The organism is Arthrobacter sp. P1_B11, from assembly GCF_056406715.1.
Window position 1 is genome coordinate 311,832 of record NZ_JBFTZQ010000001.1, and the last position, 12,888, is coordinate 324,719.

At 65.9% G+C, this 12,888-nt stretch carries 12 protein-coding genes and 1 tRNA gene; 6 read left to right on the forward strand and 7 right to left on the reverse strand.

What is annotated here, in order from left to right:
- Positions 1-148: 148 nt before the first annotated feature.
- Positions 149-316 carry a hypothetical protein gene (locus tag AC1D14_RS01385; protein ID WP_230116927.1) on the reverse strand — a complete coding sequence of 56 codons (168 nt, stop codon included), beginning with the start codon at positions 314-316 and terminating at the stop codon, positions 149-151.
- 81 nt (positions 317-397) lie between these two features.
- Here AC1D14_RS01385 and AC1D14_RS01390 point away from each other — a divergent pair, with 81 nt between their 5' ends.
- Positions 398-1,366, forward strand: a complete 969-nt coding sequence (locus AC1D14_RS01390; RefSeq protein ID WP_230116926.1) for a GlxA family transcriptional regulator — start codon at positions 398-400, stop codon at positions 1,364-1,366.
- Here AC1D14_RS01390 and AC1D14_RS01395 read toward each other — a convergent pair.
- The 6 genes from AC1D14_RS01395 to AC1D14_RS01420 form a co-directional block, all read right to left on the reverse strand.
- Positions 1,363-1,677, reverse strand: coding sequence for a protealysin inhibitor emfourin (locus AC1D14_RS01395; protein ID WP_230116925.1), 315 nt, complete (start codon positions 1,675-1,677; stop codon positions 1,363-1,365). The two genes, AC1D14_RS01390 and AC1D14_RS01395, sit on opposite strands and share 4 nt — an antisense overlap.
- A gap of 63 nt (positions 1,678-1,740) precedes the next feature.
- Positions 1,741-2,787: a M4 family metallopeptidase gene (locus AC1D14_RS01400; protein ID WP_230116924.1), complete on the reverse strand. Its 1,047-nt coding sequence runs from the start codon at positions 2,785-2,787 to the stop codon at positions 1,741-1,743.
- A 96-nt stretch (positions 2,788-2,883) separates the two neighbouring features.
- A tRNA-Arg gene (locus AC1D14_RS01405) sits at positions 2,884-2,956 on the reverse strand.
- 93 nt (positions 2,957-3,049) lie between these two features.
- Positions 3,050-4,663, reverse strand: coding sequence for a ferredoxin--NADP reductase (locus tag AC1D14_RS01410; RefSeq protein ID WP_476967961.1), 1,614 nt, complete (start codon positions 4,661-4,663; stop codon positions 3,050-3,052).
- Positions 4,660-5,532, reverse strand: a complete 873-nt coding sequence (locus AC1D14_RS01415; protein WP_230116922.1) for an FAD:protein FMN transferase — start codon at positions 5,530-5,532, stop codon at positions 4,660-4,662. The genes AC1D14_RS01410 and AC1D14_RS01415 overlap by 4 nt, the downstream gene beginning before the upstream one ends.
- Before the next feature lie 51 nt (positions 5,533-5,583).
- Positions 5,584-6,057, reverse strand: coding sequence for an FMN-binding protein (locus AC1D14_RS01420; RefSeq protein WP_230116921.1), 474 nt, complete (start codon positions 6,055-6,057; stop codon positions 5,584-5,586).
- Between the two features lie 160 nt (positions 6,058-6,217).
- Here AC1D14_RS01420 and argS point away from each other — a divergent pair, with 160 nt between their 5' ends.
- From argS to thrB, 5 genes are read left to right on the forward strand one after another with little or no spacing between them, the layout of a single operon-like run.
- The gene (gene argS, locus AC1D14_RS01425; RefSeq protein WP_230116920.1) at positions 6,218-7,867 is read left to right on the forward strand and encodes an arginine--tRNA ligase; all 1,650 of its coding nucleotides are present in this window, start codon (positions 6,218-6,220) and stop codon (positions 7,865-7,867) included.
- Positions 7,868-7,872: 5 nt separating this feature from the next.
- The gene (gene lysA, locus AC1D14_RS01430; protein WP_230116919.1) at positions 7,873-9,348 is read left to right on the forward strand and encodes a diaminopimelate decarboxylase; all 1,476 of its coding nucleotides are present in this window, start codon (positions 7,873-7,875) and stop codon (positions 9,346-9,348) included.
- Positions 9,349-10,665 (forward strand): homoserine dehydrogenase, encoded by a 1,317-nt coding sequence (locus AC1D14_RS01435; protein WP_230116918.1) that lies wholly within the window; start codon positions 9,349-9,351, stop codon positions 10,663-10,665. It begins immediately after the preceding gene.
- A complete protein-coding gene (gene thrC, locus AC1D14_RS01440) occupies positions 10,666-11,772 on the forward strand; it encodes a threonine synthase (protein WP_476967962.1) in 1,107 nt (368 codons plus the stop codon).
- Between the two features lie 11 nt (positions 11,773-11,783).
- On the forward strand, positions 11,784-12,749 hold the full coding sequence (gene thrB, locus AC1D14_RS01445) for a homoserine kinase (protein WP_230116916.1): 966 nt from the start codon (positions 11,784-11,786) through the stop codon (positions 12,747-12,749).
- Positions 12,750-12,888: the final 139 nt, after the last annotated feature.

Here is a 12,888-nt window from a genome sequence, read left to right on the forward strand (position 1 = left end):
GCTCGGCGATCCGTCGGAAGCGCCGGAGCAGGGCGGTGCAGCGGCAATCCCGGCGCCCACGGGCCCCATAGCGTGAAAGGACCCGGCTCGCTGTGAGCCGGGTCCTTTCTGTTGGAGGCGGAATATGGGCGGGGAGCCAGGTGCGCGATCAGAAGATGCGCATCGTGTAATTGCTGCTGGGCAGGTCCAGCGCGGACCAGTCCCGGATTGAATATTCGGGTGGGGTGTGTCCGCGGCCGTCCCGCACGACGGCGGTGAACGTGGCGGCGATTGAGATGAGGACCAGGACTACGAGGGCTATTGCGACGATTTCCATACCTCCATGGTTCTCTTAGCCGACCTCGGAAAAAAGTGGCAGAAATGCCTAAAAAGTGCAAATTTCTGCCATACTGGATTCATGCTTAAATCAGTAGCTGTGATCGTGGTTCCCAACTTCTCGATCTTTGAGTTCGGCACCGCGTTTGAAGTGTTCGGCATTGACCGGTCCGGCCGCGGAGCCGGTGTGCCCGAGTTTGATTTCCGGGTCTGCACGCCAGTGCCCGGCCACATCCCACTCAAGACCGGCCTGACCATGAACGTCAGTCTTGGCCTGGAGGCGGCCGCGGACGCGGACCTGGTGATCATGACGCCGTACGGCCGGGAGGAGGATGTTTCCGAGGAAGTGCTGGAAGCCCTGCGGGCTGCCCACGACCGCGGGGCCTGGGTCATGTCCATCTGCTCAGGGGCCTTTGCCCTGGCAAGGGCAGGGCTGCTGGACGGGCGCCGGTGCACCACGCACTGGCACTACTCCGGCGAGCTTGCCGCGCAGTTTCCGAAGGTCCTCGTTGACGAAAACGTTCTCTACGTCCAGGACGGCAGGATCATCTCCAGTGCGGGAACGGCGGCGGGCATCGACGCCTGTCTGCATCTGGTCCGTATTGAGTTTGGCGCCGCGGTGGCCGCGGCCATAGCCCGTGACATGGTGGTGCCTCCGCACCGCGACGGCGGCCAGGCCCAGTTCATCGACAGGCCCATGCCTGAGTGCGGCTCTCAGCCCATGGAGGAACTGCTGCGGTGGATGGTGCAGAACCTGGACGAGGAGCACCCCGTCCAAGAACTTGCCGCCCGGGTGCACATGTCCCCGCGGACCTTTGCCCGCCGGTTCCGGGCGGAGACGGGCGCCACTCCGGCGGCGTGGCTGAATTCCCAGCGGGTGCTGCGGGCGCAGGAGCTTCTTGAGTCCACTGAACTGAACATCGATGAGGTGGCGAGGCAATCCGGCTTCGGCCATCCGGTGCTGCTCCGGCACCACTTCGCCAAGGTGCTGGACACCAGCCCGCAGTCCTACCGCAGGGCATTCCGCGGCCAGCTGGCTTCGGCGGGCTAGGACCGGAAACCGGCCCCGCCGCCGCCGGTCCGCAGTTCCTCCGCGGCAGCCCTGGTTGTCTCCACCAGCACCCGCCAAGGGCCGGTGACGGCCCTCTCCGGCAGGGTGGCGCGGTGTTCGCCGGCGCGGATGGAATACATGAACCGGTCAGGCTGCCCTTCGGTGATTGGCCGGGATTCGGGCACGGCATCCCACGGGCAAGCCTCAACGATGGGCTGCCAGTGGTTCTTGTCGCTGGAGGTGGTGGCCTGCACCGTCCAGGTGCGGGTCAGCGCAGCAATCCCGCCGCTACGCTCAACTGTGATTTTCATGGCGGGGTCCTGGTTATTCCGGGGCCGCCGGAAACGCAGATCGGCCGCATTCCCGGCGTTGGGTTAGAGCTTTACCTTCACAGTTTCCCACGCCAGGCGCACGGCGTCATGCTCCGCTGACTCCGCACCGAACAGTTCCCTTGCAGATGCTGCAGTTGCCTTGGCGAAGACGCTGAACGTGGCAGTCGGCGGGAGGGAACCGCCCGTCAGTGTCTCGTACCAGATCTGCCCCGGAGCCTCCCAGGCATTCCCGCCCAGCGCCTGCGCCACGAGGCAGAAAGCACGGTTGGGGATGCCCGAATTGATGTGCACACCGCCGTTGTCCGCGCTGGTGCGAACGTACGAGTCCATCGAGTCCGGCTGCGGGTCCTTGCCCAGGACGTCGTCGTCATACGCGGTTCCGGGCGCCTTCATGGAGCGCAGCGCCGAACCCTCAACCTGCGGCATGAAGAGGCCTTCACCGATCAGCCAGCTGGCGTCGGCCGTGGACTGTTTCCGGAAGTACTGCTCCACCATGGCGCCAAAAACGTCTGACAGCGATTCGTTGATGGCGCCGGCCTGGTTCCGGTAGGCGAGTCCCGCCGAATACTGGGTCACCCCATGGGCCAGCTCGTGTCCGATGACACTCAGGGAGCGCGTGAACCGTTCAAAAATTTCGCCGTCGCCGTCGCCGAACACCATCTGCTGCCCGTCCCAAAACGCGTTGTCGTAGAGCTTGCTGAAGTGGACGGTGGCGTTGAGCGGCATTCCGCGGCCGTCGATGGAATTCCGGCCGAAGACTTCCGCGTAAAGGCTGTGGGTGCTGCCCAGCCCGTCGTAGGCTTCATCGGCGGCGGGGTCGCCGATGGCCGCTTCGCCTTCCTTCCTGACGAGCTGGCCGGGGAGCGATTCGCCGGATTTGGCGTCGAAGACGGATCTGTTGACGGGGGCCGGCTGCAGCTGCCTCATGCCAGGGGCAGTCACCGGGGCAGAGGGAGCGGCGCGGGCTGCCTGCACGGACTTCACGTGCAGCAGGGCCTCTTTGGCTGCCCTTGCGACGGCGGTGTACCGCGGCGAGTCCTGGGCGGCAAGGCGCCGCAGCATGTAGGGCGGAATGATTGAACAGATCATGCGAATCAGCCTACGAGCGGCCACCGACAATCCATGGAGGCGCACTGGAGATGCAGAAAACCCCGCTACTTACGGGAAGTAACGGGGTTTGTTCTGTGCCCTCGATAGGATTCGAACCTACGACCTTCTGCTCCGGAGGCAGACGCTCTATCCCCTGAGCTACGAGGGCAGTCAGGGATCCTGCCGTTCCCGGCTGGACGTCCTAGAGCTTAGCAGGAAGGTGGCCTCGAATGGAAAACCTCTCCCTCGGCTGCAGCCCGCGTCAGTAACCTGCGAAGGAATCCACGCGGATCCGGCGGGCGCCGGCCTGCCTGGCTGCACGCCGCAGGGAGCCGACGCTGGCCGGTGAGCCCGAGATGAAAACCGTGCGCCGGGCGATGTCCGGAACAAGACGCAGCAGCGCAGGTCCGTCCAGCCTGGCCATCGGCGCCGCTGCTGCCGCTTCGATGCCTGCCGCGCCTGAGTTCTCCACTCCGGCGGCCGCATCCTCGATGAAGTCCGGGGGAGTCGAGCCGTCGGCCAGCCGGGCAATGACGCGGGCCCCCGACTGCTTCAGTTCGTCGGAATACGCCAGTTCGGAGGCGTTGCGGGCGAGGTAGAGCAGGACAGTGTCCCGCGGCCCGGCTGAGCCGTCGGAGAGATGCGCCAGGTACGGCGTGATGCCAATGCCCGCCGCAATCAGCAGGACCGGGCTTTTGGATCTCCGCGGCAAAACGAAGTCCCCGCCCACAGCGGTGGCCGTGAGTTCATCCCCCGGCTTGAGCGCCAGGAGCTTCTGCTTGGCGGCTGAGACGGGTTCGGCCGTGCCCACGCCGATCTTGACGTGCCGCGAATCGGGGTGACTTGTCAGGCTGAAGACACGGCGGCGGCCCTTTCCGTCCGGCTTCGCATGCGGGAGGTCGAGCTCCAGATACTGGCCCGGGGCGTGGCGGAGGCGGCGCCGCGGCTCGAAGACAAATTCAGTCGTCGTCGGGGTGAGCCGGCGCGAGTGCCTGAACAACAACCTGACGCTTCCGCGCTGACCGGCCAGGAAAGCCACCAAATTCCCGACCAGGAGGGCCAGCTCAGGGGAGTTCGCCACGAAGCCGAGGTTGAAAGGGCTTGCAAACAGCAGACCCACGACGGCGGCCAGCGCCAGCTGCTGCCACCGCCGAGGAGGCAAGGTCAGCGGTTCCGTCAGCATGAACCCGACAAAGAAGATGATGGGGCTTTGGGCCAGTGGTTGCCACAGCGCCCCTCCCGGGTCCACCCCCGATTGCAACAGCCCAGCCGCCACAATGGACGTGGCGACCACGGTGAAAACCGCGGCCATGAGCATTTTCCGCGTGCGGTAGAGCACCAGCAGGACCGCGGGAACCAGCAACCACAGCATTGCCGGGGTACCTGCCCACCACGTGGCGATATTCAACCCCGTCAGGCCAGTGATGAAGGCGCCGGCCGCCGCGGGGTTGAAGACATGGCGCCCGCGCCAGGCGAGCGCATACTTTGACGCGGACGCCAGCACGCAGGCCAGGGCCACTCCGGCCAGTTCGATGCCGGCCAGTTCGACGCCGGCGAACGCCTGCCCGAACTGCGCAGGCCAGAACAGGAAATAGAGCAGCAGCCCGGTGATCAGCGAAGACTCCGAATGGGGCTGGACGCGGAACAGGGCAGCCAGTGCCCGGTTGGACGCGTAGGTCAGCCCCACACACAACGCCAGGTGGGCCAACAGTTGGGGTATGCCGAATGTCAGCCAGCCAAGGGCGTCGAGGAGGAGGCTGTACGCGGCGAGCACAGCGAGAACCAGCAGCACCAGCCGGTACATGGTCAGGCGGCCCAGCATGGCGTCCAGCGCGGTGGCCGCCGACATCCGCGGCCGGAAGGTTGTCTGGCTCATGTGAACAGTGCTCCTTCGAATTCCGCGGAATACTCCGCACTGCCGTTGGAAAAAACCTTAAGCCAGGAAACCCGGAAATGGCGCTCCAGTACCTCACCGGGAACAAAGAACAGGGCGGTGGCCAGGGCATCGGCCTCCATCGCGGTTCGTGCCACGGCCCACGTGGCCACGACCGTGCGAACCGGGGTTCCGGTGGTTCCGTCCAGTACGTGGTGAAGGCCGTCGCCCCAGGCCCTGCGGTTTGAGGCCGAGGCGCACAGAGCTCCCTTCGCGAGGGGAACTGTGCCGATCGCCTTGCTGGAGTCGTACGGATGCTCCAGTGCCACTGTCACCGGTGCGTTTCCACCGTTCAGGAGGTCGCCGCCCGCATCGACGAAGAACTCGCGGACACCCTGGCTTTGCAGCACTTCAGCCAGGAGGTCCACCAGCTGGCCTTTTCCGGCCGCACCGATGTCCAGCACGACGGGCGCCTTGGTGGTCATTGACGTTCCGCGCCATTCCAGTACGTCGTCCCAGGCGGGCGGGGGTGTTGGGGCGCCGCGTGGCCGGAGGGAATAGCCGGGGCCGTAGCCCAACTGTTCCAAGCTGCCCCCGATGAGCGGCGTCATGGCACCGTTGCTCAGTGCATAGAGGATCCGGTACAGCGACGCCAGGCCCGTGGCTTCAGCCGGAAATGCGTAGCTTCCCGGCCCGGCGGACATTCGGGCTACCTGGGAATCGTCGCGGAACCGGGACCACGTGGAGTCGTAGCGCTCCACCTCGGCGAGCAGGCGGCTGCGAAACCCGGGGCCCAGTGGTGCGGGCGTGGAAATCTCCCAGCTGGTGCCTATTCCTTCAAAGCGGAAATTCTGCCAGCCCGGGTGCGGCATGGGCTCTCCTCAACGTGCGGTCCATGTCCTGCGTCCAAGCCGCGCAGCCGCCTACAGGGCCTGGGCCTTGATCTCTTCGACTGCCTGGTTGAAGCCACCGCTGGTCAGTGACGAACCCGCCACCTTGGACACTTTGATCTCGTCGAGGCTCTTGCCCACCACCTGCTCCGCGATTCCGCTGGCGAACTGACCCTGGAACTTGCGGGTGTTCGGATTGGAGGGGTGCTCGGTGATCTCGACAGCGGACACCGTGCCGTTGGCCAGCGTCAGCTGGACGCCCACGGTCTCCGTGCCGTTCGGTGACCTGTAGCTTCCGTCGGCGCTGTAGGTGCCGTCTTTGTAGCCTCCGCCGGACTCCGCCAATGCGCTGGACGACGATCCGGGCGCTGCGCTCGCCGACGTCGTGGCGGGCTGCGTTTCCTGGGCGGCGGGCTGCTGGGCGGAAGGCGCGCAGCCAGCCACCGTTCCGGCCAGGGAAAGGCCAGCCATGCCGGCGAAGACGCTTTTTCGGACGGAAGGCTTCACGGTGTCTCGTTTCGTTTGTACGGGCACTTGCCGGGTGAACGACGCTCAAATCAGGGTACGGGTTCAATCTGTGAATCTGCTAGGCGGTTGCTGTGCGTGACAGCGCCATCAGCGACGCCGGAATTCCGCCGCAGGGCGGGCCCCCCGGTAGGCTAGGGTTGTGACTCCCGAAGAACTCTCCCTCGCCATATCCGCCTGCCTGAAAGATGCCGTTGCCGCCGGTGAGGTCGCACTTTCCGAAGCGGCCGTCCCCGACGCCGTCCTCGTGGAACGGCCGAAGAACCGGGAGCACGGCGACTGGGCAACGAATATTGCCCTGCAGTTGGCCAAGCAGGCCGGTACCAGGCCGCGGGACTTCGCCACCATCCTCAGCGCCCGCCTGGAAGCGATCCACGGCGTGTCCGCAGTGGAGATTGCCGGCCCTGGCTTCCTGAACATCACCGTCGACGCGGCCGCCGCCGGTGCGCTGGCCAAGGCCATCGTCGAAGCCGGACCTGAGTACGGGACCAACTCGGCGCTCGCAGGCCACACCGTCAACATGGAGTTCGTCTCGGCAAACCCCACCGGGCCACTGCATATCGGCCACACCCGCTGGGCGGCCCTGGGAGACTCCATCGCCCGCGTGCTGCGTGCCTCCGGGGCGGATGTCACCGCCGAGTACTACATCAACGACGCCGGCTCGCAGATGAACGTGTTCGCCAACTCCGTGCTGGCACGCCTCCACGGCAGGGATGTGCCAGAGGGCGGCTATCCGGGCGAGTACATCCGCGACCTCGGCCATGAGGTCCTGACCCGGCACCCCGACATCCGCGAGCTGACCGATGTGGCCGCCCTTCCGGTGATCCGGGCGGCGGCGTACCGGGCACAGCTTAAGGACATCAAAGACACTCTGGCCGAGTTCGGCGTTTCCTTCGATGTTTTCTTCTCCGAACAGGAACTCCACGACGCCGGGGCCATTGAAAGTGCCGTTGCCCGCCTTCGCGAGCAGGGCCACGTGTTCGACGACGGCGGCGCCGTCTGGCTGCGCACCACGGACTTTGGCGACGACAAGGACCGCGTGATGATCCGCGCCAACGGCGAGCCGACGTACTTTGCCGCCGACGCAGCGTACTACCTGTCCAAGAAGGACCGGGGCTACACCGAAAAGATCTACCTGCTGGGTGCCGACCACCACGGCTACATCCACCGGCTCAAGGCCATCGCGGCCGCTGCCGGGGATGACCCCGAAGTTAACATCGAGGTGCTGATCGGCCAGCTCGTCTCGGTAAACGGCGCCAAGCTTTCCAAGCGCGCCGGTAACATCATCGAGCTCAAGGACCTGATCTCCTGGCTCGGTAAGGACGCCGTGCGCTACTCCCTGGCCCGCTTCCCGGCAGACTCCCCGCTGACTCTGGACCCGGAGCTGCTCAAGAAGCACAGCAACGAGAACCCGGTCTTCTACGTGCAGTACGCCCACGCCCGCTCCCGCGGCACCGCACGCAACGCCGTGGCCGCCGGCGTGGACCGCAGCGCTTTCGATGCCTCGCTGCTGGACCACGCCACGGAAAATGAGCTGCTGTCCTACCTCGGCAGCTACCCGTCCATCGTGGCCAAGGCCGCTGAGCTGCGCGAACCCCACCGGGTGGCCCGCCACCTTGAGGTCATCGCCGGGGCCTACCACCGGTGGTACGACGCCTGCCGCGTAGCCCCGCTGGGGGACGAAGCCGTCACCGATCTCAACCGCACGCGCCTGTGGCTCAACGACGCCACGAGCCAGGTGCTGGCCAACGGACTTGACCTGCTTGGCGTTTCCGCGCCGGAACGGATGTGAACTGAATGACCGCCCATGCATTGAACCAGTCCTCGCCGCTCGCCCCGGACTGGCTCGCGGTGCCGTCGGACCTCAACGCCCTGCACCCGTCCATGTGGGCTGCCGGAGTGGAACGGAACGCCGACGGCGAAATCGCCGTCGGCGGCATTCCCGTCAGCAGGCTGAAGGAGCAGTTCGGCACGCCGCTTTTCGTCATGAGCGAGTCCGATTTCCGGGCGAGAGCCCGCGCCTTCAAGGAAGCCTTTGAGGAGGCCTTCGCCGACATCTGCGGGGGAGTGGATGTCTACTACGCGGGCAAGGCCTTCCTCTGCACTGCGGTGGCCAGCTGGGTGGCTGAAGAGGGCCTGCGGCTGGACACCTGTTCCGGCGGCGAGCTCGCTGTAGCCGCCCGCGCCGGCATCGACGGTGCCAACCTTGGCCTGCACGGGAACAACAAGTCCGACGCCGAGATCAACCGCGCGCTGGACATGAAACTGGGCCGGATCGTGGTGGACAGCCTGGACGAGCTGGAGCGCGTGGCAAAAATCGCTTCGGAGCGGGGTGAGGCGGCCAAGGTTATGCTGCGGCTGACGCCGGGCGTCCACGCCCACACCCACGAGTTCATCGCCACTGCCCATGAAGACCAGAAGTTCGGACTCTCCATGGCCGGAGACTCGACAGACCAGGCCGGTCTCTCGGCGGCCGAGGAAGCTGTGGCCGCTGCCACGAGCTATCCCAGCATCGAACTGCTCGGTGTGCATTGCCACATCGGATCGCAGATCTTCGAACCCGACGGCTTTGCCCTTGCTGCGGAGAAACTCCTGGGCTTCCTCGCCGAGATGCAGCAGAAGTACTCGATCCGGCTGCCCGAGCTCGATCTTGGCGGTGGCTACGGCATCGCCTACACGCCGGTGGACACGCCCCGCCCGGCAGCCGAAATCGCGCAGGCGATGGCCGCCGTCGTCCGTTCAAGGTGCGCTGAACTGGGCATTTCCGCCCCGCGTATCTCGATCGAGCCCGGACGGGCCATCGTAGGCAGCAGCACGTTCACGCTGTATGAGGTGGGCACCCGGAAAACAGTCCGCGTGGATGCTCCGGCCTCCAATGACGCCGAATCTGCCGGGAAGGACGTTACGCACCCCCGGCGCTATGTGTCGGTGGACGGCGGCATGAGCGATAACGCCCGTCCGGTGCTCTACGACGCGGATTATTCAGCGATTCTGGCCTCACGGACCTCCGCAGCGGCTGCGCAGCTGTCCCGAGTCGTGGGCAAACATTGCGAGAGCGGCGACATAGTTGTTAGAGATGTATATCTGCCCGAGGACGTGGCAGCCGGTGATCTGCTCGCTGTACCGGGTACCGGCGCCTACTGCTGGGCCCTGTCAAGCAACTACAACTATCTGGCCCGGCCGGGCGTTGTCGCTGTGCGCGATGGATCTGTCCGGCTGATTGTCCGCGGGGAAACCGAAGAAGATCTGCTCAACCGCGACATGGGAGTCTGAATGACCGAATTGCGAACCCTGAAAGTGGCCCTGCTGGGCTGTGGCAACGTAGGGGCCCAGGTCGCGCGGATTCTTATTGACGACGCCGGCGCCCTGGCCCCGCGGACGGGTGCACACCTGGAGCTGGCCGGCATTGCCGTGCGCAACCTCGACGCCGAACGCGATGTGGAACTGCCGCGTGAGCTGTTCACCACGGATGCCGAAACCCTGGTCAAGGACGCCGACCTCGTGATCGAGCTGATGGGCGGCCTCGAGCCCGCCCGCTCGCTGATCCTCACGGCCATCCAAAATGGCGCGAGCGTGGTCACGGGCAACAAGGCCCTGCTGGCCGCGGACGGCCCCACTCTTTACGAAGAAGCGGACAAAGCCGGCGTCGAGCTGTCCTACGAAGCGGCGGTTGCGGGAGCCATCCCCATCCTGCGTCCCATCCGCGACAGCCTGTCCGGTGACCGCATCACCCGGGTCCTGGGAATCGTCAACGGCACCACCAACTTCATCCTCGACCAGATGGACTCCACAGGCGCACAGTTCGCCGACGCCCTGGCAGAGGCACAGCGGCTCGGTTACGCCGAGGCGGACCCGACGGCCGACGTCGAAGGCCTGGATGCTGCGGCCAAGGCTGCGATCCTGGCGTCCCTGTCCTTCCACACGCGCTTTGACCTGGCGAACGTCCACTGCGAGGGAATCACGCGCGTCAGCGCCGCTGACATCGCCGCGGCCAAAGAGGCCGGATTCGTCATCAAGCTGCTGGCCATCGCCGAGAAGCTGACCGACACTGACGGCAACGACGGCGTGTCCGTTCGGGTCCACCCGACCCTTCTTCCGCGGGAGCACCCGCTGGCTGCTGTCCGCGGAGCCTTCAACGCCGTCTTCATTGAGGCCGAGAATGCCGGAGAACTGATGTTCTACGGCCAGGGCGCCGGCGGAACCCCGACGGCGTCTGCCGTGCTGGGTGACCTCGTCTCGGCAGCGCGCCGCATCGTCCTGGGGGGCCCCGGACGCATCGAGTCCACCACCGGGCACGTCCCGGCACTGCCCATTGACGCCGTGTACACCAGCTACTACATCGGCCTGGACGTTGCGGACCAGCCCGGCGTGCTGGCGAAGATTGCCCAGCTGTTCGCCGAGCACGGCGTTTCCATCGAAATCATGCGCCAGACCATTCACCGCGATGCCGACTCGAACGTCGAATCCGCGGAACTGCGGATCGTGACGCACCGCGCAACCGAAGCTGCACTGGCAGCGACCGTCCAGGCCGTCAAGGGCCTGGACGTCATCAATTCCGTTACATCCGTACTGCGGGTAGAAGGAGTCTAAGTGGCTCACCAATGGCGCGGTGTCATCCGCGAATATGCTGATCGTTTGCCCGTCACCGAATCCACCAAGGTCATCACCCTCGGTGAGGGCGGCACGCCGCTGGTCCACGCCCAGAAGCTGTCAGAACTGACCGGCTCGGAGGTGTACCTCAAGGTGGAAGGCATGAACCCCACCGGTTCCTTCAAGGACCGCGGCATGACGATGGCCATGACTGCCGCCGTGGCGTCAGGTGCCAAAGCCGTGGTCTGCGCCTCGACCGGAAACACCTCCGCCTCCGCCGCAGCGTACGCCACGGCCGCCGGCCTGAAATGCGCCGTGCTGGTTCCCGAAGGCAAGATCTCCATGGGCAAGCTGAGCCAGGCAATCGCCCACGGCGCCACCCTGCTGCAGGTCGACGGTAACTTCGACAACTGCCTGGACATTGCCCGCAAGCTGGGTGAGTCCTACCCCGTTTTCCTGGTGAACTCCGTCAACCCGGCCCGCATCCAGGGCCAGAAGACGGGTGCCTTCGAAATCGTTGACGCCCTCGGCGATGCCCCGGACATCCACGTGCTGCCCGTCGGCAACGCCGGCAACATCACCGCGTACTGGAAGGGCTACATGGAGTACTCCGCGCCGTTCGAGTCAGAGACAGCCGGCACTCTTCCCGCCGTTTCCACCAGGACCCCGCAGATGTGGGGCTTCCAGGCCGCCGGTGCCGCGCCCTTCGTGGCCGGGCACCCCATCACCGAGCCGGACACCATCGCCACGGCCATCCGGATCGGGAACCCGGCGTCGTGGGACGGCGCCATCGCGGCCCGCGACGAGTCCGGCGGTTTCATCGACTCGGTGACCGACGAAGAGATCCTCGCGGCGCACCGCTGGCTGTCCGCCCGCGAAGGAGTCTTCGTGGAGCCCGGCTCGGCCGCCGGCGTAGCGGGCCTGATCAAGAAGCACGCTGCCGGCGAGGTTCCCTCCGGCAAGACCATTGTGATCACGGTCACCGGCCACGGCCTGAAAGACCCCCAGTGGGCCCTGCGGACCGAAGACGGCAGCGACGTGCAGCCCGTCAAGGTTTCCAACGACGTCGTGACGGTCGCCGCCGAACTGGGACTGGGAGACAACTAGCCTTGGAAACCATGCTGCCGCAAACGGCCCAGCTGCCGGCCATCCAGGCCGGGCAGCAGGTCACGGTCCGGGTGCCCGCCACGAGCGCCAACCTCGGGCCCGGCTATGACAGCCTCGGACTGGCACTGACTCTGCACGACACCTTGACCGTTGAAAGCCTGGATACCGGGGAACTGGTCTTCGAGCTCAGCGGTGAAGGCGCAGACTCCCTGCCGCGGGATGCCAGCCATTTGGTGGTCAGGGCCATGGAGGCCGCGTTCGGCCGCCGTGGCTACCGGCACACCGGCCTCAGGATCGTCGCCGAAAACGTGAACCCCCACGGCCGCGGCCTGGGTTCTTCAGCCTCTGCCGTGGTGGCCGCAGTCACGGCTGCGAACGCCTTGCTTCCGGCGGGGGAGCAGCAGGACCGCGACTGGATCCTGCAGCTGACCAGCGAGATCGAAGGGCATCCGGACAACGTCGCCCCGGCCATATTCGGCGGACTGGCACTGTCCTGGCAGGACAGTGACCAGTACAGCAGTACGTGCGCCACCGTGGATGCGGCTGTCATCCCGATTGTGGCTGTGCCGGACTTCGAGCTGTCCACTGAGGCCGCGCGGGCGCTGCTGCCGGCATCGGTGGGGCACCATGCCGCTGCCATGAACTCCGGCCGGGCCGCCCTCCTGATCCATGCGCTGACCCACAAGCCGGAGTTCCTGCTTGCGGGCACCGAGGACTACCTCCACCAGAGCTACCGTGCCGAGGCCATGCGGCCCAGCGCTGCTCTGATCAAAGCGCTGCGCGCCGCGGGGCATGCCGCCGTGGTGTCCGGCGCCGGGCCCACCGTTCTGGTGCTGGCAAACGGCGAAGCGGAGGCGGCAACAGTCCTGGACTTTATCGGGGCTTTCACCTCGGCAAACACTCCGGACATCAACTGGCGTGTGATGAAGCTGGCAGTGGACGTCGAAGGTGCTAAAGTGGGAGTGCACCGGCGGTAAACCCGCATTCAGTCACCGCAGTTTTTGCAGTCAGACAGCGACTCTGTAGTCGAGAGGCCCTGCAGCCAATAGACCGTGCAGACTAAAGACCCCGATTTTGGCCCAGTTGCCTTTCGTGGTCCGGACCTGCTCAGATCTG